At 68.3% G+C, this 26,983-nt stretch carries 21 protein-coding genes and 1 pseudogene; 12 read left to right on the top strand and 10 right to left on the bottom strand.

Features of this window, described 5'->3' with window-relative positions; translation table 11 throughout:
• The 3 genes and pseudogenes from ABJK40_RS13090 to ABJK40_RS13080 all read right to left on the bottom strand — a co-directional run.
• A pseudogene (locus ABJK40_RS13090) lies at positions 1-484 on the bottom strand (hypothetical protein); the annotation flags it as partial.
• 108 nt (positions 485-592) lie between these two features.
• Positions 593-1,891, bottom strand: a complete 1,299-nt coding sequence (locus ABJK40_RS13085; protein ID WP_348481583.1) for an aminoglycoside phosphotransferase family protein — start codon at positions 1,889-1,891, stop codon at positions 593-595.
• Positions 1,892-1,990: 99 nt separating this feature from the next.
• Positions 1,991-3,652: an NAD(P)/FAD-dependent oxidoreductase gene (locus tag ABJK40_RS13080; RefSeq protein ID WP_348481581.1), complete on the bottom strand. Its 1,662-nt coding sequence runs from the start codon at positions 3,650-3,652 to the stop codon at positions 1,991-1,993.
• A gap of 112 nt (positions 3,653-3,764) precedes the next feature.
• Here ABJK40_RS13080 and ABJK40_RS13075 point away from each other — a divergent pair, with 112 nt between their 5' ends.
• The 3 genes from ABJK40_RS13075 (at position 3,765) to ppgK (ending at position 7,959) form a co-directional block, all read left to right on the top strand.
• A complete protein-coding gene (locus ABJK40_RS13075) occupies positions 3,765-5,009 on the top strand; it encodes an acyl-CoA dehydrogenase family protein (protein WP_348481579.1) in 1,245 nt (414 codons plus the stop codon).
• 94 nt (positions 5,010-5,103) lie between these two features.
• Positions 5,104-7,179, top strand: coding sequence for a hypothetical protein (locus ABJK40_RS13070; RefSeq protein ID WP_348510304.1), 2,076 nt, complete (start codon positions 5,104-5,106; stop codon positions 7,177-7,179).
• 39 nt (positions 7,180-7,218) lie between these two features.
• The gene (ppgK, locus tag ABJK40_RS13065; protein WP_348481575.1) at positions 7,219-7,959 is read left to right on the top strand and encodes a polyphosphate--glucose phosphotransferase; all 741 of its coding nucleotides are present in this window, start codon (positions 7,219-7,221) and stop codon (positions 7,957-7,959) included.
• Between the two features lie 21 nt (positions 7,960-7,980).
• Here ppgK and htpX read toward each other — a convergent pair whose 3' ends face one another.
• The 3 genes from htpX to ABJK40_RS13050 form a co-directional block, all read right to left on the bottom strand.
• The gene (htpX, locus tag ABJK40_RS13060; protein ID WP_348481574.1) at positions 7,981-8,886 is read right to left on the bottom strand and encodes a protease HtpX; all 906 of its coding nucleotides are present in this window, start codon (positions 8,884-8,886) and stop codon (positions 7,981-7,983) included.
• A 39-nt stretch (positions 8,887-8,925) separates the two neighbouring features.
• Positions 8,926-9,753: a helix-turn-helix transcriptional regulator gene (locus tag ABJK40_RS13055; protein ID WP_348481572.1), complete on the bottom strand. Its 828-nt coding sequence runs from the start codon at positions 9,751-9,753 to the stop codon at positions 8,926-8,928.
• Positions 9,754-9,846: 93 nt separating this feature from the next.
• Positions 9,847-12,276 carry a CocE/NonD family hydrolase gene (locus tag ABJK40_RS13050; RefSeq protein ID WP_348481570.1) on the bottom strand — a complete coding sequence of 810 codons (2,430 nt, stop codon included), beginning with the start codon at positions 12,274-12,276 and terminating at the stop codon, positions 9,847-9,849.
• 188 nt (positions 12,277-12,464) lie between these two features.
• Between ABJK40_RS13050 and ABJK40_RS13045 the strand changes: the two genes are divergently transcribed.
• On the top strand, positions 12,465-13,523 hold the full coding sequence (locus tag ABJK40_RS13045; protein ID WP_348481586.1) for a M20/M25/M40 family metallo-hydrolase: 1,059 nt from the start codon (positions 12,465-12,467) through the stop codon (positions 13,521-13,523).
• Between the two features lie 74 nt (positions 13,524-13,597).
• On the opposite strand, the gene argG is transcribed toward ABJK40_RS13045, so the two are convergent.
• Both argG and ABJK40_RS13035 read right to left on the bottom strand, forming a co-directional pair.
• On the bottom strand, positions 13,598-14,911 hold the full coding sequence (gene argG / locus ABJK40_RS13040) for an argininosuccinate synthase (protein ID WP_348481585.1): 1,314 nt from the start codon (positions 14,909-14,911) through the stop codon (positions 13,598-13,600).
• Positions 14,912-15,062: 151 nt separating this feature from the next.
• Positions 15,063-15,587 (bottom strand): hypothetical protein, encoded by a 525-nt coding sequence (locus ABJK40_RS13035; protein WP_348481568.1) that lies wholly within the window; start codon positions 15,585-15,587, stop codon positions 15,063-15,065.
• Between the two features lie 85 nt (positions 15,588-15,672).
• Between ABJK40_RS13035 and ABJK40_RS13030 the strand changes: the two genes are divergently transcribed.
• From ABJK40_RS13030 to ABJK40_RS13020, 3 genes are all read left to right on the top strand, one after another.
• A complete protein-coding gene (locus ABJK40_RS13030) occupies positions 15,673-16,509 on the top strand; it encodes a glycosyltransferase family 2 protein (protein WP_348481566.1) in 837 nt (278 codons plus the stop codon).
• 92 nt (positions 16,510-16,601) lie between these two features.
• Positions 16,602-17,909, top strand: coding sequence for a L,D-transpeptidase family protein (locus ABJK40_RS13025; protein ID WP_348481564.1), 1,308 nt, complete (start codon positions 16,602-16,604; stop codon positions 17,907-17,909).
• An 81-nt stretch (positions 17,910-17,990) separates the two neighbouring features.
• Positions 17,991-18,923, top strand: a complete 933-nt coding sequence (locus tag ABJK40_RS13020; protein ID WP_348481563.1) for an alpha/beta hydrolase — start codon at positions 17,991-17,993, stop codon at positions 18,921-18,923.
• Between the two features lie 31 nt (positions 18,924-18,954).
• Here the strand turns inward: ABJK40_RS13020 and ABJK40_RS13015 are convergent, their stop codons facing one another.
• Positions 18,955-20,649: a neutral zinc metallopeptidase gene (locus ABJK40_RS13015; protein WP_348481561.1), complete on the bottom strand. Its 1,695-nt coding sequence runs from the start codon at positions 20,647-20,649 to the stop codon at positions 18,955-18,957.
• Positions 20,650-20,861: 212 nt separating this feature from the next.
• Here ABJK40_RS13015 and ABJK40_RS13010 point away from each other — a divergent pair, with 212 nt between their 5' ends.
• The 5 genes from ABJK40_RS13010 (at position 20,862) to ABJK40_RS12990 (ending at position 26,391) form a co-directional block, all read left to right on the top strand.
• A complete protein-coding gene (locus tag ABJK40_RS13010) occupies positions 20,862-21,623 on the top strand; it encodes an ABC transporter ATP-binding protein (protein WP_348481559.1) in 762 nt (253 codons plus the stop codon).
• The gene (locus ABJK40_RS13005) at positions 21,620-22,336 is read left to right on the top strand and encodes an ABC transporter ATP-binding protein (RefSeq protein ID WP_348481557.1); all 717 of its coding nucleotides are present in this window, start codon (positions 21,620-21,622) and stop codon (positions 22,334-22,336) included. The genes ABJK40_RS13010 and ABJK40_RS13005 overlap by 4 nt, the downstream gene beginning before the upstream one ends.
• Positions 22,336-23,223: a branched-chain amino acid ABC transporter permease gene (locus ABJK40_RS13000; protein WP_348481555.1), complete on the top strand. Its 888-nt coding sequence runs from the start codon at positions 22,336-22,338 to the stop codon at positions 23,221-23,223. Before ABJK40_RS13005 ends, ABJK40_RS13000 begins: the two co-directional genes overlap by 1 nt.
• A complete protein-coding gene (locus ABJK40_RS12995; protein WP_348481553.1) occupies positions 23,223-24,755 on the top strand; it encodes a branched-chain amino acid ABC transporter permease in 1,533 nt (510 codons plus the stop codon). The genes ABJK40_RS13000 and ABJK40_RS12995 overlap by 1 nt, the downstream gene beginning before the upstream one ends.
• A gap of 118 nt (positions 24,756-24,873) precedes the next feature.
• Positions 24,874-26,391 carry an ABC transporter substrate-binding protein gene (locus ABJK40_RS12990; RefSeq protein WP_348510303.1) on the top strand — a complete coding sequence of 506 codons (1,518 nt, stop codon included), beginning with the start codon at positions 24,874-24,876 and terminating at the stop codon, positions 26,389-26,391.
• Positions 26,392-26,494: 103 nt separating this feature from the next.
• On the opposite strand, the gene ABJK40_RS12985 is transcribed toward ABJK40_RS12990, so the two are convergent.
• A partial coding sequence (locus ABJK40_RS12985; RefSeq protein WP_348510302.1) for a hypothetical protein occupies positions 26,495-26,983 on the bottom strand: 489 nt, incomplete at its 5' end.

The raw sequence follows: 26,983 nt of genomic DNA, 5'->3' as shown, positions 1-26,983 counted from the left end.
ACTCCTCGACGCTCTCGTTGGGCGAGTCGGCGCTTTCGGGGGAGGTGTCGGCGGGGTCGTCGGGGCTGTCGAAGGGCGAGTCGACGGACTCGTCGACGCTCTCGTTCGGCGAGTCGACGCTCTCGGGCGAGTCGTCGATCTGTAGTGGAGCCGGGTCGTCGGGGCTGTCGAAGGGCGAGTCGATGGATTCCTCGACGCTTCCGTTGGGCGAGTCGACGCTTTCGGGGGAGGGGTCGGCGGGGTCGTCGGGGCTGTCGTACGGCGAGTCGATGGATTCCTCGACGCTCTCGTTGGGCGAGTCGACGCTCTCCGGCGACGGGTCGACGGTCGGGAGCGGCTCCTCGTCGACCGGCTGGCTCAGCTCGATGCTGAGGTCACGGTCGTTCAGGTCGATGCCGTCGTCGCTGGCACTGATGGCCCCGACGGTGATGCTGGCGGCAGCGGTTGCTGCGGCTCCTGCGATGATCCAGCGTTTCGGTGTCATGGTGTTTCTCCTTCGAGAGTGGATGGGGTGTTCGGTTGACGAGAACCATGTTGCGGGTCGGAGATGAGATGATCCGGAGGCCCCGATGAAAGTGCGCTCATGTTCTGCTCATCTGTTGTTCATCGGTGCTGCGCTCGCCAGCCACTGGTCGGCGAGGCGGATGCGGCGCAGCGTGTTCGCCTCCCACTTCGGCTCGAGTGTCCGGAAGGGACCGGTTGCGAGGCCGAGCACGGCAGCGGCGATCCGACGACGCAGGTCGCTCCGGTCGTAGCGGGTCTCGGCGTGGGCCAGGAGTTCCCGGCCGTACTGGCGAACCGCCCCCGACGGCGTCCACACCGTCGCGAGAACGCTCAGATGGGCGCAGAAGTTGGCGGTGTCGTCGATGCGCCGGCCACGACCGACCGTGTCGACGTCGAGCAGCCCGGTCAACTCGCCCCGTTGCGCGAGCAGTTGCGCTTCGTACATGTCGCCGTGGACGGTGGTGATGTCGTGGTCGTCGGCCCCGTCGTCGGCGGCCTCGAGCCGTTCCAGTGTCTCGGCGAGCGCATCGCTCACCGACGGGACGGTCGCGTCGATCGTGCGGGCATGGCGTCGGGCGCTCTCGATCCACGACGTGCGGGGACGGGTGGCCCCCACACCGTCGGGCAGCCGGGCGAGGAGTGCGTCGATGCTCGCCGGAGTGGGGAGGGGCGCGTTCGGAGTCCGGAGATCGTCGCGGAGGGTGCGACCCGCGAGGCCGGGCATCACCACGATGCCGTCGCTGGTCCAGCCGATCGAGTTCGGCACGGGGAGGGTCTCGGCGAGTGTCCGGTGCACGTCGTGGAGGGCTTGGGCCCGGTGTGGGGCCACGACCTTCAGGAACACCCGACCGGCGTCGCTCGTCGCTTCGACCACGGCACGTCGGCCCGGGCGGTAGGCGCGCACGCGGAGTTCGACACGGTGGCCGCCCACGCCGAGGTCGTCGAACAGTGCGGACACCCGCCGCACGTCGAGAGCCGAGGCCAGACCGGGAAGTGCGGGATCGTCGCTCCAACGCCATGCAGCGATGTCGTGCACCCCGTCGGTCAGGCGAGCCGCCCGGTCGCCGTGGTCGGCGGTCGTGAGGACGATGGTCTCGTCCGACGTCGTGCGGCCAGAGGCGGCGCCGGTCGGCCAGTCGACCCGTACCCGGTACTGCACCGTGGTCGAGTGACCGACCTGATGGGACACCTGGCGGGCCCGGTGCGAACGAACGGTTCCGCCGAGGTGGGCGACGTACTCCGCCAGCAGGTCACCGGCCTCGCTGCCGAGCAGCATGCGGACGTCGCTCGGCCACCGAGTGGCGGAGTCGCCGGACGGGTGACTCGAGGGGTTCGACGCACTCCCTGACGTGCGCGAGGGGCGTGCGGGCAGCGTGGTGGTCGTCATGGACCCACCTTCGGCCGTTCAGATTGAAGGCAGATGAGTGCGAGATGAGGACACTCTCATCGTCGGACGCAGAGTCGGCGCGAGTTCAGCTCACCGTGCTCACGAGACGGTGAAGCCCGCATACCCGTTCGCGGCGACCTCGTCGCACTGCGCCACGTACTGCGGCCAGCCGAGCACCGGCATGAACACCCTCGGCTTGCCGGGAACGTTGGCGCCGAGGTACCAGGAGTTGCAGGTGGGGTAGAGCGTGGCGTCGGCGAGGGCGTTCACGTGGAGGACCCAGTCGTCGGTCGCCTCCTGCGTGGCTTCGATCGCGGCGTGGCCGCGATCCCGCAGCCAGTCGACGCACGCGGCGATCCACTCGACGTGCTGTTCGACCGCGGTGATCATGTTGGCGAGAACCGACGGGCTTCCCGGCCCGGTCACGGTGAACAGATTCGGGAATCCGGGCACGCTCAACCCGAGCAGCGTCGTCGGACCCTCCGCCCATGCGTCGGCGAGCGTGCGGCCGCCCCGACCGCGGATGTCGATGCGCAGCAGACTGCCCGTCATCGCGTCGTAGCCGGTGGCGAAGACCACGGTGTCGACGGCGAACGACGACCCGTCGGCGAGTTCGACGCCCGTGCCGGTCAGTCGTTCGATCGGATTGTCGCGCACGCTCACCAGCGAGACGTTCGCCCGGTTGAACGTCTCGTAGTAGCCCGAGTCGACGCACATCCGCTTGCACGCGAACGTCTGGGTGGGAACGAGCAGTTCGGCGGTGTCCGGGTCGTCGACGAGCGTGCGGATCTTGCGGCGCATGAAGTCGGCCACCGTCGCGTTCGAGTCGGCGTCGAGCAGCAGGTCCTGGAAAGCAGTGGACAGGGCGAACCCGCCGATCTTCCAGCGATCCTCGAGGATCTCGTCGCGTTCCTCGTCGCTCACGGCGAGCGCCGACGGATGGGCACGCGGGTAGCTCGCGCCGAAGGCGGTGGCCCGCTTCTGGAGTCGGGCGCGGAAGTCGGCGTAGTCCGCCTTCACCTCGGCTTCGACCTCGGGGTCGAGTGGTCCGTTGCGTGCGGGCGCGGCATAGGTGGCGGTCCGCTGGAACACCGTGAGGGTCTTGGCGTCGCGCGCGAGCAACGGGATCGCCTGGACGCCGGACGACCCCGTCCCGACCACCGCGACGCGCCGGCCGGTCACGTCGACGCCCTCGTGTGGCCAGCGGCCGGTGTGCAGCACCCGTCCACCGGCCGCCTCGAAGTCGGCGATGCCGTCGATGTCGGGAACGTTGGTGCTCGACAGGCAGCCGGTGGCCATGACCAGGAACTGTGCGTCCCAGGTGGTCGTCGCCGCGTCGAGCTCGTCACCGCGGATGGTGCGTCCCACGACGGAGCGGGTGTCGACCGACCATCGGTCGAGTGTCTCGTCGAAGACCGCCGACACCACTCGCGTGTCGAACACGATCGAGGACCGCAGGTCGAAACGTTCGGCGACGTGCTCGGCGTAGCGCAGGATCTCGGCCTGGGCTGCGTACCTCTCGGTCCAGTGCCAGTCCTGCTGGAGATCGGCGTCGAACTGGTAGGAGTACTCGAGGCTCTCCACGTCGCATCGGGCCCCGGGGTAGCGGTTCCAGTACCACGTCCCTCCGACGCCGCCGCCCGCCTCGATCGCCACCACGTCGAGACCCTTCGAGCGAAGTTCGTGGACCGCGTACAGGCCGCCGAACCCGGCGCCGACCACCAGCACGTCGACACGTCGGTCCGCTTCGCCGTTCGCCATGTTCCCACCCTGCCATGGCAGGTCGCACCGCGACCAAGCCACGGCGCATCGACCGCCGAGATGCGCCGTCGGATTCTGGATGGCTCGGACCGAGTTGGCAGACTCGACGGCGATGGACTTCGACCTGCCTCCCGACGATCACCCGACCCGTCAGCGGGTGCGCGACTGGCTCGCGGCCAACCCGACGCCGTCGGGCAGGGATCTCGCCGAGGCGGGATACGTCGTCCCGCACTGGCCGGCACCGTTCGGTCTCGACGCCGATCCGATCGACCAGTTGGTGATCGACGACGAACTGTCCCGCGCCGGGGTCCGTCGGCCCAACAACCAGATCGGCATCGGATGGGCGGCCCCGACGATCCTGCTCGCCGGGACGCCCGAGCAGCACGAGCGGTACCTCCCGAAGATCTTCAGCGGCGAGGAGTTCTGGTGCCAACTCTTCTCCGAGACCGAGGCCGGGTCCGACCTCGCCAACCTGGCCACACGGGCGGTCCGCGACGGCGACGAGTACGTGATCAACGGCTCGAAGATCTGGTCGAGCGGCGCGCACCACGCACAGTTCGGCATCCTGATCGCCAGGACGGACCCGGACCAGCCCAAGCACAAGGGCATCTCGTACTTCATCATGCCGATGGACGCCGAGGGACTGTCGATGACCCCGATCGTCGACATGACCACGGCCCACTCGTTCAACCAGGTGTTCTTCGACGACGTGCGCATCCCGGTCGCCAACCGCGTGGGTGACGAGGGTGACGGCTGGCGCCTGGCCAAGGTCACGCTGTCGAACGAGCGGGTGTCGCTGTCGTCCGCCGGGTCGATGTGGGGTGTGGGTCCGTCGGCCGAGCACCTCATCTCGCTCATCAGGGACGCCGGTGGGCTCGACGACCCGATCCTGCGTCAGCGGGCGGTCGACGTCCACATCGAAGCCGAGTTGCTCCGCCTGAACCGGTTCCGCAGCCTCAGCGCCACGCTGCAGGGCAAGACCCCGGGCCCCGAGGCGTCGATCCAGAAGATCATGGCCGACGATCACGGTCAGCACGTGCTCGCGCTCGCCAAGGACGTCGCCGGCGCGAACGGGATGCTCGCGGGAAGCGGCCCGGTCGGAGTGGTGCCGGCATCGATGAAGAGCGCGCCGACCGAGAACAACTTCCGGGCCGACGACGATTCCCGCGATGCTGCAGCGGCCCGGGTCGACCCGATCTGGCACTACGGCTACCTGTTCAGCCCGGCGCTCACCCTCGGCGGAGGGACGTTCGCCGTGCAGCGCAACATCGTGGCCGAGCACGTGCTCGGCCTCCCTCGTGAGCCCAATGTCGAACGTGGCATGACGTGGGCGGAGGCCCGCACCACTCCGGCCTGACCGGGAGCACGCCGCGCGGACCCGGTCGGCAAGATCTCGTCAAACCACCCTTTGTGGTGATGCGCCACCCTTGGTGTGTTTCTACACTCGGCAGATGGTGGGGAGCGTGGCGGCGGGCGGGCGGCTTCCCGGCACGGCGCACGCTGTCGCTGCGGCGCTGCTCCTGACCGCTGCCGTCCCCGTGGTGGTGTCGGTGGTGGTGTCCGCTGTGGTGCAGGTCGCATCGGCTGCCGACGGTTCGACCTACGTCGTCGAGTCCATCGGTGACGGAGCCGATCGCATCAGGACCGACGGCGTGTGCAACACCGCACCACCCGGTCAGCCGACGCAGTGCACACTGCGCGCCGCGATCGAGCAGGCCGAGGCAACGGCGGGTCACGACCGGATCGAGTTCGCCATCGCAGGGCCGGGACCGCACACGATCCGCACGGCGTCGACCCTTCCGATCATGTACGACGAGTCCGGGGTGACCATCGACGGGTACACGCAGCCGGGGGCGCGAGTGAACACGTCCACCGACGGATCCAACGCCGACCTGCGAATCGAACTGCGGGGACGCGGCCCGACGGCCGACAGCGGCGACGGCCTGTACTTCAGTTCGAGCGGCAACGTGGTACGCGGCCTCGCGATCTACGACTTCGTGCGACACGTGTACATCCGCGACAACGATCAGCGCGGAACCGTCGCCCGGCACAACGTGATCGTGGGGAACTTCATCGGGACGAACGCGGCGGGGACGTTCATGGCCGATCGGCGCAACCCGACCGGGGCACCGTCGAGCAACGGAGTCCACATCGAGAACGGGGCGTCGTACAACGAGATCGGGCGGCCGAGCCTCGCCGACCGCAACGTCATCTCGGGCACCGCGGGCCGCGGCGTCGGAATGTTCGACGACGGAACCGACGGCAACATCGTCCGCAACAACGTCATCGGCCTGCGCCCGACCGGCGACGCACCCCTGAAAAACTGGGCGCACGGGATCGACATCAACTACGGATCGAGCTCCAACGTCGTCGGTGGAACCGGTCCGCTCGACGGCAACGTCATCTCGGGGAACGACCTCTCCGGAGTCGAGATCTCCCACAACACGTTTCCGTCCGACGACGGGCTCGCGGCGACGGAGCGGAACCGTGTCGTCGGGAACCTGATCGGCACCGATGCGTCCGGCACGAGCGCAGCCGCGGCCTTCTCGAACGGCGAGTTCGGGGTGGGCCTCGAGGGCAAGGGCCGCTGCGCCGACTCGTGCACGCCCGACATCCACGACAACGAGGTGCGCGGCAACGTCATCGTCGGCTCCAAGGCGAACGTGATGATCTGGAAGGGGGCGCACCGGAACGTGGTGGCCGACAACTTCCTCGGCGTCCTCGCCGACGGCACGACGGGTTCGGGGGCCGCCACGATCTGGGGCGTGCTCATCGAGGCGGGGGCGTTCGACAACCTCGTCGCCGACAACCGGATCGCCCGAGTCGCCAACGGCATCGTCGTGCGCCCCGACGACAACTTCCCGTCGGCCTGCCAGTCGGGCGACACCGTGTGCCCGAACGTCGCCCGTTTCACGACGTTCGACAACCGCTTCACCGGGAACTCGATCGAACACGTCGGTCCCGGCCTGGGAATCGACCTGTGGCCGGTGGGCGAGATCACGGCAGCACCGGACGCGGCCCTCGTCCAGCGCGGGGTACGCATGGGTGTGATCACCTCGGCGTCGACCGACCGAGCGGTGGTCGAGGCGTGCAACGGGTGTGTCGTCGAGTTGTTCGAGACCGCCGACGTCGGGTCGTCGTACGGTCAGGGCAGGCGCTCGCTGGGAACCGCCGTCGCGTCGGGTGGGGTCGCGACGTTCGTCTTCCGCACCGCGGGCGGTGATCCGTTCGTGGTGCGGGTCGGTGAGTCCCTGAGCGTGCTGGTGTCGACGCCGCCGTCGCCGTCGGGCCAGTCGAGCCCGTCGGAGTTCTCCCTCCGCCGCAACGTGGTGGCCGGCAGCGTCGGCACCACGACGACGACGACCACGAGCCCGACGACCACCACGACCACGACCACGACCACGCCCACCACCGCGGCGCCGACCACCTCGGCGCCGGCCCCGTCGGTTCCGACGACGACCGACCGCACCGGAGCGGCCTCGGCCGACGTGCCTGCGGTGCGTTGCAGATTCTCGCCGGACTGCTGAGCCCGCGGTGGATTCGTCGGTACCGGCTACCTTGTCGACGTGACGACAACCGGGCACGCATTCGGCATCGACATCGGCGGCAGCGGCATGAAGGCCGCGCCCGTCGACCTCGCCACGGGCGAACTGGTCAGCGAGCGGTACCGGATCGACACGCCTCAGCCCGCCACGCCGGAGGCCATGGCCGAGGTCGTGATCGAACTCGTCCGCCACCACGGTTGGACCGGATCGGTCGGCTGCGCGTTCCCTGCGGTGGTCCGCAACGGCATCGTCGGCTCGGCGGCCAACATCGACGAGTCGTGGCTCCGCGTCGACGCCGACAGGATCTTCACCGAGGCACTCGGCCAACAGGTCCACATGATCAACGACGCCGACGCGGCGGGGCTGGCGGAGGTGCGCTTCGGTCCTGAAGCGGCTCGACACGGTGTGGTGATGATGCTGACGTTCGGCACTGGCATCGGATCAGGACTGTTCATCGACGGAACGTTGGTTCCGAACACCGAACTCGGGCACCTCGAACTCGACGGCCCGGACGCCGAACTCCGCGCAGCTGCGAGCGCCCGCAAGCGTGACGACCTCACGTGGGAGCAGTGGGGCAAGCGTGTCCACCACTACCTGGAACACGTCGAGGCACTGTTCAGCCCCGACCTGTTCATCATCGGTGGTGGAGCGAGCAAGCGGCCGGAACGCTGGCTCGACCAGGTCGACATCTCGACCGAGATCGTGGTCGCATCGATGGCCAACAACGCCGGCATCGTCGGTGCTGCACTGATCGCTCCCTGATCGTCGCGGGAGTCGGTCCGATCAGGCGCGCAGGGCGGCGATGCGATCCTCGAGCGGCGGGTGCGACGAGAACAGCTTGCGGACACCGGTGGCCTTGCTGGCGCGGATCCCGAACGCCGCCACCTGATCCGGCAGGATGTCGTCGCCGTGTTGGCGCTGGAGCGCTTCGAGTGCCGCGATCATGCTCGCGTTGCTCGTCAAGGTGCCCGAGTCGCGGTCGGCGCGGAACTCTCGCCGGCGGCTGAACCACATGACGATCATGGAGGCGAAGAACCCCAGGACGACCTGCATCACCATCACGACGACGAAGTACACCGCAGCCCCACCCTTGCCGCGGGTGATCGTGTTGACGACGACGTTCGCGAGGATGCGTGAGATCAGGATCACGAAGGTGTTGACGACGCCTTGGAGCAGGGTCATCGTGACCATGTCGCCGTTGGCGACGTGCGCGACCTCGTGAGCGAGGACCGCTTCGACCTCGGGGCCGCTCATCTGCTGGAGGAGCCCGACGCTCACGGCGACGAGCGCGTCGTTGCGCTTGGCGCCGGTGGCGAACGCGTTCGGGAGCGGGGAGTTGAACACGGCGACGTCCGGTGTCTCGATGCCGGCGTCACGGGCGAGGCGGGCGACCGTGTCGACCAGCCATCGCTCCGACTCGTTCCTCGGCTGCTCGATGATCACGGCGCCGGTCGAGCGCAGCGCCATCTTCTTCGACAGGGCGAGCGACACGAAGGCGCCACCGAAGCCGAACAGAGCGGAGAAGATGGTGAGCCCGATGATGCCCTGCGGCTCGATTCCGAGCAGTGAGGCGACGACGGTGAACAGGGCGATGACGGCGAGGTTCGTGCCGACGAGCAGCGCCATCCGCGACCCGAAGCCGCCGATCTTGGCGGCGCCCTTCCCGGCGTCGAGTTCGTTGGTGTCCATCGTGCCAGGCTACCGATCGCCGGCACCCGGGCGCCGGGGTCAGACGAGGTGGTGACGCACGGCGAGTCGCTCGGCGGAGTCGTCTCCGGGAACGGGGAGTTGGGTGACGACCCGCAGGTTGGGCCACTCCGCGGGTGACAGCTGCTGGTACTCGAACGTCAACTCGCCGGCCGTCGGATGGTGGAATCGGCGCAGGCGGGTCTCGAACCCCGAGACATCGTGCTCGGGCCACCAGGCCGCGAACGTCGGGCTCTCGTTCGTGAGCAGGTCGATCAGGTCGATCATCGCCTGGTCGTGACGAACGGCCGACGTGGCGGATCGGAACTCGGCGAGCGCCTGACGGGCGTGGATGTCCCAGTCGGCGATGAGGTCACGGGTGGCCTCGTCGGCGAACAGGACCCACAGCAGGTTCCTGCGAACACCGTCGAGTTGTGCGAGGCGCGGGTACAGCCGCTCCTGTGCGTCGTTCCACGCCACGAACTCCCAGTGCGGTCCGAGCACGTAGGCGGGCGCCGGCATCAGCGCATCGAGCAGGCGAACGAGGGCGCTCGGAGCCTCCGTCGGGGCATCGACGACGGCGGTTCCCGGGTCGGTGAGAGCCAGCAGATGGGCCTGGCCGGCGTCGTCGAGGCGCAGCGCACGACCGATCGCGAGCAGCACGTCGTGGGAGGCGTTGATCCGTCGACCCTGTTCGAGCCAGGTGTACCAGGTGACCGACACACCGGCGAGCAGTGCGACCTCCTCACGCCGAAGGCCGGGGGTGCGGCGTCCGCGACCGGCGGGCAGGCCGACCTGGTCGGGCCGCGTGGCCTCGCGCCGGGCGCGCAGGAAGTCCGCCAGTTCGCGTCGATGATCCCCGTTCCCCACGAGCAGCAGTCAACCACGCTGGGGTCGCCCGCCGACCACACCGGGGTGGTGGCGCCGGTGCCCGGAACCGAGGTCCGGTGAGAGTCGCGCCGCTCAGCTCCGAGGTGTCCGACAGGGCTGGCCCTTGAGCGAGTTGCAGTCGGGGTACTCCGCCGGTGGAACGATTCCGGGGACGACGGGCAGCACGAGCTGCGACGGGAAGGTCGGGCCGAGTCCGATCTGCACGCGCTCGCCGTCGGCGATCGTGTCGAACGCCCAGACGGCACGGTTGCCGCCCGGTGCGTCGACCATCAGACGGATCTGGGAGCCGGCACGGAACACGTGGGCGAACGGGAAGATCTCGACGCGTGCGAGCGCGAAGGCGGAGCCCTCTGCATCCGGGTCGTCGGGGTCGGGGAGCGGTGAGGCGTCGGCCTCGAGGTGGGTCTGGACGGGTCGGAGGTCGCTCGAGCGTTCGTCGTCGAGCGCTCGATGGCTGCCGCGCAGCCAGCCGGACTGCACCATGACCTCTCGGCCGTCGGGGCGGATCTCGGTGAGCGTGACCTCGAGGTCGGTGTCGCCGAGGTTGCTGTTGACCCACAGGTCCGCCGACGCCGAGCCGATCATCGTGGCGGTGTCGTCGAGCGGTGCGGTGCGGAAGTCGGCGAAGCTTCCGGGCGCCGGTTCGAGCCAGTCCCACGTCACGTCGTTTCGCCAGAGTGCCGAGGAGTCTCCGTCCCAGAACGTGGCGGGAACGCCGTCGGGGAGCGCGAGGTACTCGACGCGTGCGTCGTCGGGTTCCGGTTCCGGGAGCAGGGCATCGTTCTGGCCGAGGTGCCAGGTGGTCGGCGCGACCGACGGAATGGGCCAGGAGTCGAACGACTCGACGAAGCGCGGGAGTGGGGTGAGCGGTTCGAATCCGTCGGCGGCGCCCTGCTCGAACAGGATCTGCACCGACGGCTCCGCTTCGAATGCGGCGAGTGCCTCCTCGTAGGACATGCCGTCGAACCGGTTGGGCGGGTCACCGATCTGGGCGGTCCCGTACAGGCCCTCGGCGAGGATCGGACCGACGCCGCGCAGGGCATCGAGGTTCGGCGTCTCCTGCGCGACGTACAGGTCGAGGAACTCGATCAGGCGGGGGAGCACGGCCGGGCTGATCGACTCGGTGTGCAGGCCGTTGAGCAGCGACACGTAGAGGTGATCGGTGCCCGTGAACCGGTCGAGCATCGTGGGGAAGCGGCCGCCTGTCTGTTCGTCCTGCCACGCACCGGCGAGGAAGGTCGGCACGTCGATCCGGTCGACGAACTGCCACGGAGCGAGGACGTCGCCGATCGCCGGGTCGTAGAACGGGTTGTCGAACACCTCGCCGATCAGGTCGGGGTTCTGGAGGCGGACACCCTGGTTCGCGGCGCACTCGTCGTCGCCGGCGTCGATCTCGTCGACGGTCCAGCCCTGACCCTCGTCGGTCGGCGCACCGTCGGGATCGATCGACGGGCGGGCCGAGTCGACGCGCTCCTCCGTCCAGCTCAGCGCGAAGCCGGTGTTCAGGATTCCACCCGGATACAGGGTGGACAGCGTGCTGTCGTCGAGGACCGACACCGGCGTGATCGCCTGGAGGCTCGGCGGCTGGGTCTGGGCGACGAAGAGTTGGCTGATGCCGGGGTAGGAGATGCCGACCATCCCGACCTGGTTGTTCTGGACCCATGGCTGGGCGGCCACGGTCTCGATCGCGTCGTAGCCGTCGGTCGACTGGGTGTACTCGAAGTAGCGGAACGATCCGCCGCTGCAGCCCGTGCCGCGGACGTTGACGCCGACGTACGCATACCCGAGGGCGCTGAACAGCGTTGCGAATCCGGCGCCCTGCCCCGGGTTGCTGGGGGAGTAGCCCGAGTACTCGACCACCGTGGGATACGGCCCGTCCTCGACCGGCCCCGGCAGCACGATGTAGGCGCCGAGAGTCGTGCCGTCACGTGTCTCGATGTAGTCGAAGCCGGTGGTGACCGTCCCGTCCTCGTTCGGTCGGTCGATCACCAGACGCTGCTCGGCGAAGAAGGCCGGTTCGGGATGCTCGTCGCGGGCGAGGACGTCGTACGGCTCGGTCGCGGCGCCGGTCGACGTGACCAAGCGGTAGTCGCGTCGGGCATCGAGGCCACGCACGACGAGCGATCCGTACTCGTCCACCACGGGGCCGTTCATCGTGTCGACACCGAAGGGAGGCTCGGTGTCGGCGGGGACCGTCGCGATGAAGTCGCCCGGCGTCGCCCCCGTGATCGTGATCTGCTCCACCCCGGGACGCACGAGGAAGTCCGGCTCGACGACGACCAGTGCCTCGTCCTCGTCGTTCTCCGCCTCCGTTCCGGTCGCCACCGTGCGCGTGTCGACCGGTTCGTCGTCAGGTGATGTGGTGCCCGCAGTCGGGTCGGGCGTCGTGGTCGTGTTCGCCGGTTCGGCCGGATCCGGTGCCGTCACCTCGTCGCTGCCACTCGAACACGACACGGCCAGCAACGCAGCAACCGTGACCCCGGCCAGTATCCGTTTCCCCATCGGAGCACTCTCGCACGTCGTCGCAACTCCTTTCGAGACGGTGAGCGCGTGTCCCCGGTGTTCGGGCGGTGCGGGGGCATGGTGGTGGTCGTCGGGACATGCGGGTGGCCGAGAGCGGTCGGCGCGTGCCGACGTAGATTGGTCTGGTGACCCCGCTGCTCGGACCCGACGACTTCGACCTCGACGCGATGTTGGCCGACCTCGCTGCGCTGGTGAACGTCGAGTCGCCGTCGCTCGTGCTCGATCAGATCGAACGGTCGGCGTCGACGCTCGCCTCGATCATCGAACGCCACCTCGGCGGCGAGTGCGAACTCGTCGCCAGCCCGGCGGGCCCGCACGTCCACTGGCAGGGCGGCGGTGACCCCAAGGTGCTCCTCCTCGGCCACCACGACACGGTCTTCCCGATGGGCACGCTGGCGACGCGGCCGTTCGACGTGACCGACGGTGTGGCCACGGGACCCGGCGTGTTCGACATGCTCGGTGGAATCGTCCAGGCACTGCACGGACTGGCCAAGGTCGACGACACCTCGGGCGTGGAACTGTTGTTCAGCGCCGACGAGGAGGTCGGCTCGATCCACTCACGCGACCTGATCGAGGAGCGCGCACAGGCATGCGGCAACGTGTTGGTGCTGGAACCCTCGGCCGACGGCGGTGGTCTCAAGACCGGACGCAAGGGCTGCGGCACCTTCGAGGTGGTCATCTCCGGACGGGCGGCACATGCCGGGCTCGAGCCCGAGAACGGGGTGAACGCCCTGATCGAGATGGCGCACCAGGTCGCTGCGATCAGCCACTTCGGCGATGCCTCCGTCGGCACCACCGTCACGCCGACGGTGGCAACCGCCGGGACGACCGACAACGTGGTCCCGGCCGAGGCCCGGATCAAGGTCGATGTCCGTGTGGAGACGGCCGACGAGAAGGCGCGGGTGGAGGCGGCGATGGCCGGTCTGGCGGTCGTCGATCCGTCGGCATCGATCGAGGTGTTCGGCCACATCGGCCGACCGCCGATGCCGGAATCGGCGTCCGCGACCTTGTTCCCGCTCGCCGAACTGGTGTCACCGGGCATCGCAGGGTTCGCCGTCGGCGGGGGGAGTGACGGAAACTTCACCGCGGCGCTCGGCGTCCCCACACTCGACGGTCTCGGTGCCGTGGGCGGCGGAGCGCACGCCGACACCGAGCACGTCGTCGTTGCCACGATGCCCGAACGTGCCGCCCTGATCGCCAACCTGGTCGCGGCGATCACCGCCTGAGGTCCATCGCCGCCGTCATCCAGGTGTGAGCTCCGGACCGCGACATCGCGGTCGAGGGCTCACAGCGGTGAGGGTCAGTCGGCGCGATCGAGGGCGGGGGTGATGTCGCCCTGGCCCAGGGTGCCGACGTTCCGGTACACGTCGAGCTTGTTGCGCGTGTCGGTGATGTCGAGGTTGCGCATCGTGAGCTGGCCGATCCGGTCGAGCGGGCCGAACGGCTGATCCTCGACGCGTTCCATGGACAGCCGGTCGGGCTCGTACGTGAAGTTCTGACCCGTGGTGTCGACGATCGAGTAGTCGTCGCCCCGCCGCAGCCGCACGGTGACCTCGCCCGTCGTGGCCGCGCCGACCCAGCGCATCAGCGGTTCGCGCAGCATCAGGCACTGCGGGTCGAACCACCGACCCTCGTACAACAGCCGTCCGAGCCGTCGGCCCATCGTGGTGTAGTTCTCGAGGGTGTTCTCGTTGTGGATCGCGGTGAGCAGTCGCTCGTACGCGATCTGCAGCAGCGCCATCCCCGGACCCTCGTAGATGCCGCGGGACTTGGCCTCGATGATCCGGTTCTCGATCTGGTCGCTCATCCCGAGACCGTGACGGCCACCGATCGCATTGGCCTCCATCACCAGGTCGACCTGCGAGGCGAACGTCGCGCCGTTGATCGTGGTCGGCCAGCCCTCCTCGAAGCCGATCGTGATGTCCTCGGGGGAGATCTCGACAGCCGGATCCCAGTGGGCCACACCCATGATCGGTGTGACGATCTCCATCGACGCGTCGAGCTCTTCGAGCGCCTTCGCCTCGTGGGTGGCACCCCAGATGTTGGCATCGGTCGAGTACGCCTTCTCGGACGGGTCGCGGTACGGGAGCCCGCGCTCGACCAGGAACTCGCTCATTCCCTGACGTCCGCCGAGCTCGTCGACGAAGTCCGGGTCGAGCCACGGCTTGTAGATCCGCAGGTCGGGGTTGACGAGCAGGCCGTATCGGTAGAAGCGCTCGATGTCGTTGCCCTTGTACGTGGACCCGTCGCCCCAGATGTCGACGCCGTCGTCGCGCATCGCGCGCACGAGCAGCGTGCCGGTGACGGCGCGTCCGAGTGGCGTCGTGTTGAAGTACGTCCTGCCGGCGGTGCGGATGTGGAAGGCGCCGCACTGCAGCGCGATCAGGCCTTCGCGCACGAGTTCCTCTCGACAGTCGACGAGTCGGGCCTGCTCGGCTCCGTACAGCTTCGCCCGCTCGGGCACGGACTCGAGGTCGGGTTCGTCGTACTGGCCGATGTCGGCGGTGTAGGTGTACGGAACGGCGCCGCCTTCGCGCATCCATGCGACGGCCGCCGACGTGTCGAGCCCCCCGGAGAAGGCGATGCCGACCCGCTCACCGACCGGCAGCTTCATCAGGACCTTCGCATTGGAGGCGACCTGGTCGGAGGAGGTGAGTCTGCTTTCAGCGGGGTCGGGCACGGCGCCGACGATAACGGCCGCCCTGCTGCAGCCCACGAAGGTGCCGGTGGATCGGTGCCGATCGACCGGGTGTGGAACGGTCGGACTACGGCGCCGGGTCGAATCGTGGCGGCGCCGCGAGCTCGGGTCCCGACGGCGACGCCGCCCGGTACCTGCCGGTGAGCGACGCCAGCGTGACCACGCCGAGCAGTCCGGCGATCAACGATTCGGCGATCCCGAGTCCGACCGAGCGCGAGAAGTCCGGGACGGCGATCAACGCCGACGCCGCGACACCGGCCGCGCTCCAGCGCACGATCCACCTGATGTTGTAGACGACGAGCAGGGCCACGACGAGGGTCACGTAGAAGGGGATCAACTTGACGGCGACGTTGGTGGGCTGCGCACGCGGCCCGACCCACCAGGTCGAGATCCCGATCTGGACGCTGGCCTGCCACACCCCGGCGTAGGCGAAGAACGCGGTGAGCCAGGAGAGCCCGAGCATCACACGCCACGGTGTCGTGAGGTCGCCGGGTCGAGGGGCGGGGGTGGTGCGCTCGGGCGGCGTCGGCCGCGCCGGCGGATCCGGCTCGACGGCCGCGTCGTGTGCGGGATCGGGCGGGGGGAACGACATCGTCGACGACGCTACCGCCCTGCCCGGGGCCGTCCCGGTCGCCCGACGAGGCGGCGGTTCCTGCGACGACTACCCTGCTGCCCTCATGGGTGCGACGACCGAGGATCGACCGAACGCCGACGACTCCGGCGTGAGGACCGGAGCGGCGAACGGCGCGGCCAGCGGCGTCGACCACGCTCGGGAGCAGTTCGAGAAGCTCTCGATCTTCTACCCCATGTGGAACGAGGAGTTGTACATCGAGCGGGCGCTCGATGCCGGTCATCGCGCCGCCCGCAAGTTGGTCGAAGTGGGTGACATCGCCGACTACGAGCTGATCGTGATCGACGACGCCTCGACCGATGCGACCGGCGAGATCGCCGACCGACTCGCCGCCGCCGACCCGCACGTCCGGGTCGTGCACCACGCCAAGAATCGCAAGCTGGGCGGTGCCATCAAGACCGGTTTCGAGTCGGCCACCGGCGACCTGATCCTGTACACCGACGCCGACCTGCCGTTCGACATGGCCGAACTGCCGAGAGCGGTGCGCCTGCTCAGCGACTACGACGTCGACCTCGTCAGCGCCTACCGGTTCGACCGCACCGGCGAGGGCTACCTGCGTCTCGTCTACACGTTCGTGTACAACCTCCTGATCCGGTCGATGTTCGGGGTGAAGGCTCGCGACATCAACTTCGCGTTCAAGCTGTGTCGGGCCCGCCTGTTCGACCACGTGCAACTGCGCAGCGAAGGTTCCTTCATCGACGCCGAACTCGTCATCCGATCGACCCGACTCGGGTTCGAGATGCTCCAGTTCGGCGTCGACTACTTCCCGCGTACCCGAGGCGAGTCGACGCTCAGTTCGCCGGGCATCATCCTCACGATCCTGCGTGAGATGCGCGAGTTGCGCAGTGACCTCGACGGGATCGAACCGGTCGACCGGACCTGAACCGCCGATCGCTCCGCCTCGTGGCGGCGCACGATCGGCCGCGAACGGAAATCGCGGGAAACTCCCGGCCGGCGCGTCGCCGCGTCTCGGGGGTGCGGATATTCTCCGGAGCGGTTGCGCACGAGGGGCTGATCCGGCGTGCGCTGCGAAGCGAACCGTTCTCCGTGCACCCCGACCCTTCCGCTCCCCGTCGCCCCGTGGCCCAGTGGCTCCCTGCCGCAGCGGCCGTCGGTGTGCTCGCGGTGGTGATCGTGGCGGGCGTGGCCCTCGGCGGTGGCGACGACGGTCGGGGCGACGCCGCACCCGTGCAGCAGGCGGCCGGTGCGGCCGTGCCGCTGACCGTGCCCGAGTCGGTGCCCGACGTGATCGCCACGGTCGAGACCACGGCGCCCGTCACGAAGAGCACACTCGAGCGAACGTTGTCGAAGGGGGTGGCCGGCGGCGACGTCCAACAGGTGCAGCAGCGTCTGACCGACCTCGGTTTCGCCCCGGGTCCGACCGACGGGATCTACGGCGACGAGACGATCAAGGCCGTGTGGGCGTACGAGAAGCTCGTGCTCGGGGTGGAGAGCAATCGACCGACCGGTCAGGTGACGCCCGAGATGTGGGACGCGATGCAGGAGCCGTTCGTCATCCAACCTCGGCGTCCGAACGCCACGCCCAATCACACCGAGGTCTACCTGCCCGAGCAGGTCCTCGCCGTCTTCCAGGACGATCGGCCGGTGCTCATCACGCACATGTCGTCCGGCACGAACGAGGAGTGGTGTGAGGAGGTCACGATCAGCCCGGGCGAGTACGGGAACCGTGACGGTGAGGAGCCGATCGTGCGCGGTGAGTGCGGACGTTCGAACACCCCCGGCGGGGTCTTCGAGTACTACCGACAGGTCGAGGGAATCCGCGACAGTGCACTGGGCAGCATGTGGAATCCGGTGTACTTCAACTACGGCATCGCGATCCACGGCGCCCTGAACGTCCCGCTGCAACCCGCGTCGCACGGGTGCATCCGCATTCCGCTCGGCATCTCCGAGGGTCTCCAGGACCTGATGGGCATGGGCGATCAGGTCTTCGTCTGGGACGGCGAGAAGGAGCCCGAGGAGAACGGCTCGCCGCCACCGACGTTCAACTGGCTCGACCCGGACTACGAGACCACGACGACGATCCCCGAGTCGACCACGACGGTGCCCGAATCGACCACCACCGGTCCGACCACGACCGTCGCGGCGACCACGCCCACCAACACGGTGCCGAACTCGACCGCACCAGCGAACACCGCCGCCCCCACGACGCAGGCGCCGGTCGTCACGAGCCCACCCACGGCGCCGCCGACGACCACTCCCACGACCGTGGCAACGACCACGACCAGCACCACGTCCACGACGTTGGTCGGCGTCGGCGGCTGACGTCGCTCGATCGCGTGCGGGTCGCCCGCCTGCGCTCGTGCGATGGCTGTCGGTCGCCGACGCCGTCGTACGATCGGCACGATGGCGCAACCCGAGATGATCGACTACGACGAGTTCGCTCTCTTCGCCGAGAACATCGCCGAGTTCGACCTCGATGCGACGATCCCGACGGTCGAGCGGATCGACGTCGGGATGCCTCACGATCCCGGTCGCCACGTCAGTGCGCTCAAGTGGGGCAGCGATCCCGCCCAGGTCGTGTTCCTGCACGGCGGCGCCCAGAATGCGCACACCTGGGACACGGTGGCGCTCGCCCTCGGGCGTCCGGCGCTGGCGATCGACCTCCCCGGCCACGGTCACTCGCACTGGCGTGACGACCATGCGTACACGCCGCACAACCTCGCCGACGACGTCGCGGTCGTCGTGGCCGATCTTGCTCCCGATGCATCGCTCGTCGTCGGCATGTCACTCGGCGGCCTGACGTCGATGGAACTCGCCGTGCGTCACCCGGGTCTCGTGCGTCGCCTCGTGATGGTCGACATCACGCCGGGCGTCAACCAGGAGAAGGCCAAGGCGGTGATCGACTTCGTCGACGGTCCGCAGGAGTTCGCGAGCTTCGACGATCTCCTGGCCCGCACGATCGAGTTCAACCCGACCCGGTCGGAGTCGTCGTTGCGGCGCGGGATCCTCCACAACGCCGCGCAACGGCTCGACGGCTCGTGGCAGTGGCGCTACGACCGCACCGGCCACACCCGCCCGAAGGACGATCGTGTCGAGTCCGACGCCGAGCAGTCCGCGTCGCCGCTCTGGGACGACTTCGGAGCCGTGACGGCACCGCTCACGATCGTGCGGGGATCGACCTCACCGGTCGTCGACGACGACGACATCGCCGAGGCCCGCCGACGCCGGCCCGATGTCGAGGTGGTCGTGGTCGACGGCGCCGGTCACAGTGTCCAGGGCGACCGTCCCGTCGAACTCGCCCGGATCATCGCCGACCACATCGCGCGACCTCGATGATCCAAACGGTGTCTGACACCGTTTGACAGGGTCAGGCGCAGGTGGTGATGCCGTCGAGGGTGCCTCGTCGGAAGGAGTCGATCTTCTCGAACGGGCTGCCGAGCACGTTCGTGTTCACCTCGGGGTCACCGACCACGATGGCCGTGAGGATCGCTTCCGTCAGGTCACCGGCGGACACCGACGCAGCCCGGTCGGGGTCACGCGGTTCGGGCAGTTGGCCGGTGACCGGGTCGGGAATGACCGTGTTCACCCACGCTCCGGTGAGGCAGTCGTTCTGCAGTTGGCGTTCCTCGCCGGTGAGCGCGCTGCCCGCCGTGTTCTGCGCATGCTCGGCCCAGGCGATGCCGATCAGATAGGCCGGGCCGAAGTCGCCGAACCGGTCGTACAGGCTTCGTGCGATCGGTTCGTTGAGGTAGACGGTGTCGTTCTCGGAGCAGAGTTCGACGCCGAGGTCGAAGTACCCGGTCGGGGCGTCGCAGACCACTTCGCTCTCGGATTGGACCGCCACCAGGTCGAGTTGGCGGAAGTCGGGGAACTGGGTCTGGAGGTCGTTGTCGTAGAGCAGGTTGAGGTCGGGGACGAGGAATCCGAAGAGTTCGGCGTCTCCGAAGCCGAACGGTGCGTTGCCGTTGGTCTCGAGATCCGCTTCGGTGAACAGGATCGGCGTGAGCGGCAAGGGGTCGTCGATGAGGGTGGCGCATCGGGTCAGACCCTCCTGGAAGCCGACCTGGAAGGCACCGACGCGGTCGAAGCCCGAGCCGTGCCCGCCGGGGGCGGTCGGGTCGGTGCCGCGCGGGTCCTCGATCGAGATCATCGAGATCAATCCGGCTCGGACGTCGGTGTCGTCGAACGTGATCCCTGGCGCGTCGCCGGCGTTCGCCCGCCCGGCCCATGCACCGGCCACGCAGTCGGCCTGCTGTTCGAGGTCGACGGTGTCGAGGTCGCTGCGTTGCAGCGTTCCGACCCGGTCCTGGAGCGCATGGCCGTACTCGTGAGCGAGCACCAGGCCGAACGTCACGGGGCCGAAGGTCGAGGCCAGGGAACCGACCACGCCCTCCGGTGTGTCGTCGTAGGCGATGAAGTCGCCCAGGAAGCAGTAGATCGCGCCACCCGCCTGGATGTCCTCGAAGGTCGAGTTCGGCCGACCACAACCCGGGATCGGACTGGTGCGCTCGGGATAGGCGGCGAAGATGCCCCCCTCGAGCGGCTCGAAGGGGATCCCGAAGGCGGGCTCGAACTCGACGGTGAGCCAGTCCTCGACGTCGGCGAGCGCGACGGACAGGAAGTCGTCCCACGGTTGGGGCGGCTTGTTGTCGCCGAAGTCGATCGCGTCCGGGTCGATCATCGTCGGGTCGATCTCGGGCATGTCGGGCTGCGTGTCGGGGTCGATCATCGGATCGACGGGTGTGATCGGCTCGTTCCGACCCGGAACACTGGTCGTGGTCGTGGTCGTGGTGGTGGTGACCGTGGGGTCGTCAGGCTCGCCGGGAACGGTGGTTCCGGTCGGGTCGGTCGGATCACCGGCGACGACGTCGGGGATCTGGTCGGCCCGCTGGGAGACCACCAGCGTGTCGGCATCGGTGGCGCAGGCGGCAACCACTGCCGACAGGCCGAGCAGGAGTGCCGGCAGGCGCCGTGATCGCTTCGGTCGCGCACCGGGCGGCAGGCGTGATCCGATGCCCGACTGCATGCCCGACTGCCTGATGGAGTTCGGTCGGCGATCCACGTGGTCGACTCTAGATGCCGTCCGTCGACGACGCGTCGCGGGGAGCCGGGGGAGGAGTCCCCACCCCGATTGCGGCCCCACGACGCGGCGCGAGCCGCCGTCCGGGGATTCCGGTGGAAGGGGTCTTGGTGAGACGCTCGTCACGCGCTACGGTCGCAGTCGTCATTCGGCCCGACCACCGGGACGGAACGTTCGAGGGGAACCAATACGGCGTGGCATTGCTCGAAGCAGATCAGATCACGGTGCAGTTCGGCGGCATCGTCGCGCTCGACGAGCTGACGTTCGTCATCAACGAGGGCGAGATCCTCGGGCTGATCGGGCCGAACGGCGCCGGGAAGACGACGATGTTCAATGTGCTCTCGCGCATCTACGAGCCGACGAGCGGTTCGCTCACCTTCGACGGCGAAGACCTGTTGAGCGTCAAGGCGCACGGCATCGCGAGCCGCGGGATCGCACGCTCGTTCCAGAACCTGGCGCTGTTCCCCACGATGACGCTGCTCCAGAACACGATGACCGGAGCGCACCACCACGGCAAGATCGGTTTCGTCCGGGCGATGCTGCGGATCGGGGCGGGCGCCGAGGAGAAGCGCCTGCAGGCCGAGGCCTATGCCATCCTCGAGTCACTCGACCTCGCCCAGTACGCGTTCCGCCCGGCCGCCGGGCTGCCCTTCGGCACGCTCAAGCGACTCGAACTGGCCCGAGCGCTCGCCTCACACCCCCGCCTCCTGCTGCTCGACGAACCGGCCGCCGGCCTCACGCACGCCGAGGTCGACGAGCTGGGCGTCACGATCAAGCGCGTGCGCGACGAGTACGGCGTCACGGTGCTGCTCGTGGAGCACCACATGGGCATGGTGATGTCGATCTCGGATCGTGTGGTCGCCATGGAGTTCGGCCGCAAGATCGCCGAAGGACTCCCTCGCGAAGTGCAGAGCAATCCGCAGGTCATCGAGGCGTACCTGGGGACGAGCGCGTGAGCGGCAACATCCTGGAGGTCTCCGGCCTCACTGCGGGCTACGGCCAGATCGAGGTGCTGCACGGCCTGGACTTCACGGTCGCCGATGGCGAGATCGTCGTGATCCTCGGCGCGAACGGTGCCGGCAAGACCACCACCATGAGGGCCATCTCCGGCATGATCGGTCGAACCGGCAGCGTCCGTTTCGACGGCAACGACATCAGCACCGCGCGGCCCGACGCCGTCCTGCGGGCCGGCATCTCCCAGGTTCCCCAGGGTCGCGGCACGTTCACCGACCTGTCGGTCGAGGACAACCTGCGGGCGGGGGCATACACGGTGAAGGGGTCGACCGTCGGTGACCTCGATCGTTGGTTCGAGGTGTTCCCACGCCTTCTCGAACGACGCGACCAGCGAGCCGGCTCGCTGTCGGGTGGCGAGCAACAGATGCTGGCCATCGCACGAGCGATGATGAATCGCCCGAAGATGCTGCTGTGTGACGAGCCCAGCCTCGGTCTGGCGCCGATCATCACGCAGAACCTCTTCAAGATCCTCGGCGAACTGCGCGACGAGATGGGCATGGCCCTCCTCGTGGTCGAGCAGAACGCCGGGCTCTCATTGCAACTCGCCGATCGGGCGTACGTGCTGGAGACCGGTGGCATCGTGGCCACGGGCACCGGCGACGAACTGCTCGCCGACGACACCATCAAACAGGCCTACCTCGGAGGTGTCGGCTGATGTCGCTCTTCATCCAGCGAATGTTCGACGGCCTCGCCGAGGGCTCGATCTACGCACTGCTCGCCCTCGCGCTCGTGGTCATCTTCCGATCGACCGGGCAACTCAACTTCGCTCAGGGCGAGATCGGAACGCTGTGTGCGTTCTTCGCCTCGACGCTCACCCTGAGCGGCCTCCCCGTGTGGTTGGCGATCCTCATCTCCATGGTGATCGGGTTCGTCATCGCAGCTTTGATCGAGCGGGTCGTGGTCCGTCCGATCGAGGAACGCAACCCCGGTGCCGTGATCGTCGCGCTGATCGGCGTGTTCCTCGCCGTGAACCAGTTGAGTGCGATGTTCTGGGGGGTCGACGCCCGTTCCCTGCCGAGCCTCTTCCCGACCGACGCCGACTCGTTCTTCCGCATCGGTGACGCTGCGATCCGCTACGAACGCATCGGCATCATCGGTGTGCTGGTGGTGGTGTTGATCCTGCTCTACCTGCTGTTCAACAAGACCAAGATCGGCTTGGCCATGCGGGCGGTCGCGAACAACCAGGAATCGTCGAACCTCGTGGGCATTCGCGTCGGCAACATCTTGATCCTGGGGTGGGGGCTGGCGGGTGCGATCGGTGCGCTCGCCGCGATGATGCTCGCTCCCTCCGCTGCCTTGAGCGGCACGCTGATGTTGGGTCCGTTCCTGTTGGCGTCGGTCGCGGCGGTGCTCGGCGGGCTCGACTCGCCGGTGGGCGCTGTCGTCGGCGGGATCCTGATCGGGCTGCTCAAGGCCTTCCTGATCGGCTATGTCGATTTCCTGGCCGACATGTTGTTCCCCGTGATGCTGGTGGTGCTGCTCGGTGTCCTGCTGTTCCGACCGGCCGGCCTGTTCGGTACCGAGAAAGTGGTCCGAGTCTGATGAGCAACGACACTGGACGACCCGACGTGGCACCGCCCACGGTCCCCGACGAAGGTCCGATCACCGCCGCCGACGTGATCGCGGCCGACGACACCCCCGGACTCCCGAAGCGGACTCCTCAGTTCAGCGCTCTGCACTGGCTGGGCCGGGTCGCGGTGTTCGTCGTGCCTCTCGCCTACGTGTACCTCCGGGTCCTGGGCAAGACCGGCGTCCTCGGCGACGGCTGGTCCAACTCGGGCCTGGGTCTGCTCGCCGATGCGTTCATCATCGCGATCGCGGTGATGGGGGTGAACCTCATCACCGGATTCACCGGTCAACTGTCGATCGGTCACGCCGCCTTCTTCGCGCTCGGCGCGTACACCGGCCTGGCGATGACCGATGGGCGTGTGACCACACCCTTCTTCGGCGACGACAACGTCTGGACGGCCGGCTGGACCATTCCCGTCGCGGCCCTCCTCTGTTTCATGGTCGGCTGCGTGGTCGGCCTGCCGGCATTGCGTCTGAAGGGGATCTACCTCGCGCTCACGACACTGGTGTTCGTCGAAGCGACCCGTTCGGTGCTCAAGTACGAGAGGTTCGACGGCGTCACCGGGGGCGCCACTGGAATCAAGGGCGACAAGTATTCCCCCCCGCCGTGGGCGGAGTCCATCGGCTTGGAGGGCCGTGGCGACATCAACGAGTGGTTCATCTACCTGTCGCTCGCTCTGCTGCTGCTGATCATGCTCCTCGTCGCCGGGTTGATGCGCAGCCGGATCGGTCGCTCGATGGTCGCCACCCGGGACAACGAACTCGCCGCCGAGGTGATGGGCGTGAACCTCTCCGTGGTGAAGTCCGTGGTGTTCGGACTGTCGGGAGCCATCACCGGCGTCGGGGGTGCGCTGTTCGGGCTCAAGCTGGGCCTCGTCGACGGCGACGTTCCGCTGTTCGGGCTGCTCGGTGCCGTCACGTTCCTCGTCGCGATGGTGGTCGGCGGTTCGGCCCAGGTGTGGGGCCCGCTCGTCGGTGCCGTGTTCTACGTGTTCGCCAACGAACGGGCGCGCAGCGTCGGTGAGGCACCCGGCGACTTCGACCTCGACTTCCAGATCGTGCTGGTGCTCATGGTGGCCGCCATCGTGGTCATCGTCGGTCGCTATCTGTCCAAGAACCTCGAGCGGATCAAGGCCAACGTCTCCAACGAAGCGGTTCGGGCGGCGGTGATCGTCGTCGGGTCGCTGGCGGCGATCTTCGTACTCCAGGACGTCCTGCTCGGCATCGGGAGCGGGCGCAAGCTCGATGGTCTCGGCGGTGTCGTCTTCGGCGTGCTGCTGGTGCTCTTCGCCCGCTTCGCACCCTTCGGCGTCGTCGGCACGTTCCGCCTGGCGCGCAACCGGATCGTGCAGGTCGTCCCCAAGCCGCCGATCGGCGCCAAGGTCGCACCTCTCCCACCTTCCGCCGGCCGGCCCGAGTCGGGCCTGGCACACGACGCCGAGGCGGAAGCCGAAGCGACCCCCACCGGCGGCCGAGCCGACGACGAATCGTCACCTCCGCCGTGACCTACCTCCGGAATCGACCAGCGGCTACGGTCACCACCGCTGGATCGTCGGACTCACCTGAGTCCGACGAAACACACAGCGTGACCAGAAGACAACATCTACAGGGGGAAACCTGATCATGGTTCGAAGCAAGAAATTGGTCGCAGTTGCTGCGACCGGAGCACTCGTGCTCGCAGCGTGTGGCGGGAGCAGCGACGGTGGGGACACCGGCGACGACCCCGTCGTGACGGACGCGGTGGAGGGCGACGAGCCCGAGACCACCGAGGCCACCGAGACCACCGAGGCAATGGAAGAGGGCGACGAGCCCGCGACCACCGAGGGCGACGAGCCCGAGACCACCGAGGCGATGGAAGAGGGCGACGAGCCCGAGACCACCGAGGCAACCGACGAGGGCGACGAGCCCGCAGCATCGGGCGCCGCATTTGCAGTCGACACGAGCCTGTGCGAGGACCCCGACGCCGCGACGGCGGTCATCGAGGACACCATCAAGATCGGCACGTCGATTCCGCTCTCGGGCGGCCCGGCCGTGCTGTTCGCGCCGTTCGGCGACGGTCAGCAGGCGTACGTCGACTACTACAACGCCGAGTTCGGCGGTGTGAACGGCCAGCAATTGGAACTCGTCGTGAAGGACGACCAGTACACCGCCGACCTCACGGTCGCCAACGTGGACGAGCTCGTCTTCGACGACGAGGTCGACCTCATCTCGGGTGTCATCGGTTCGCCGAACAACCTGGCCGTCCAGGAGGACCTCAACGCGCAGTGCATCCCGCAGCTCAACGCCGCGACCGGTGCACCGAACTGGGGCGACGTGGGCGAACTCCCGTGGACCACCGGTCTGCTGGTGCCGTACGCGGTCGAGTCGCAGCTGTGGGCCGAGAAGGCCGCCGCTGACGGCGCCACCACCGCCGGCATCTTCTACGTGAACAACGAGTTCGGTCAGGCCTACCTCGAAGCGTTCACCGAGGCTGCCGAGGCGAACGGCATCGAGATCGTGGCCTCCGAGACCATCGAGGCGGCCGATTCCGGCGCTCCGTCGGGTCAGGTCACGAACCTCGCCGCCGCGAACCCCGACACGATCCTCGCCGTGCCGCTCGGTGCCCAGTGCATCGCGTTCATGACCGAGATCGGCAACGTGAAGGCCGCCAACCCGGACTTCGCTGCGAGCATCTACCAGACCGCCACGTGCGCCAACCCGATCTTCTTCGGTGCGGTGACCAACGGCGGTGCCGACGGCGTGTTCACCTCGAACAACCTGAAGGACGTCAACGATCCCGCCGTCGCCGAGGGTGACGAAGGAGCTGCGGCGTACCTCGCAGCATTCGCTGCAACCGGTTCCGCTGCGGACCCGGGTGGTATCGCCGCTGCAGGTTGGGAATCGATGGAGGTCGCGGTGAAGGCGATCCAAGAGGCCGCCGACGCCGGCAACCTCAGCCGTGAGGGCATCATCAACGCCGCCCGCAACGTCAACTACAGCTCCCCGCTGTTGCTCGATGGCCTCACCTACGTGATGAACGCCGAAGACGGATATCTGGCCGAAGGCACGCAGCTGCGTGTCTGGTCCGATGCCGACGCAGGCTTCCTGACCGAGGGTGATCCCGTCGACTTCAACGGAACGATCGGCGTCTTCGAAGGCTGATCCATTCCGATCCGGTCCGCACCGGACCGCGATGAACAACCGAGGGCCCGCTGTCTCACCGAGGCAGCGGGCCCTCTCGCGTCGTGGCGGCGATCAGCGCCCGTCAGAGGATGCAGGGCGCGAGGCCTGCCACCGACGCCATGTCGGCGTCGTCGTCCAGCAGGGTGGACACCTGGTCGTCGGGGAGGGCGGCGAGGAAGCTGCGCACGCAGACCTGGTCGTAGGGGAGTTCCTCGGCGACGAATGCGACGTCGAGGACGATGAACACGAGGACCCGGTCGGAGGTCAGTGACTCGCGGAAGTCCTGGACGAGGTATGCGGCCGGCTCGGTGATCTCGACCTCGAACTCGATGGACCCGAAGTCGACGGCGCTGCCGAAGCAGAGGAAGCGGGTGCCGATGTTCGCGTTGCTCGGTGTGAGACAGAAGACGTTGTCCACGTCGCCGCCGACGGCGTCGGCCACGATCTGATCGTCGTTGAGGAAGATCTCGGCGTCCGCGGCGAATCCCAGTGGGCTGTTGTCCGGCCCCATCGGACGTGGCGTCTCCTCCATGGGCGTCGAAGTCGTCGGGGCCGGGGCCGGGGTCGGGGC

The organism is Ilumatobacter sp., from assembly GCF_039969435.1.
In the GTDB taxonomy this organism is placed as follows: Bacteria; Actinomycetota; Acidimicrobiia; order Acidimicrobiales; family Ilumatobacteraceae; genus Ilumatobacter_A.
The sequence above is the reverse complement of the archived record's forward strand: the minus strand, read 5'-3'. Positions and strand labels throughout refer to the sequence as shown.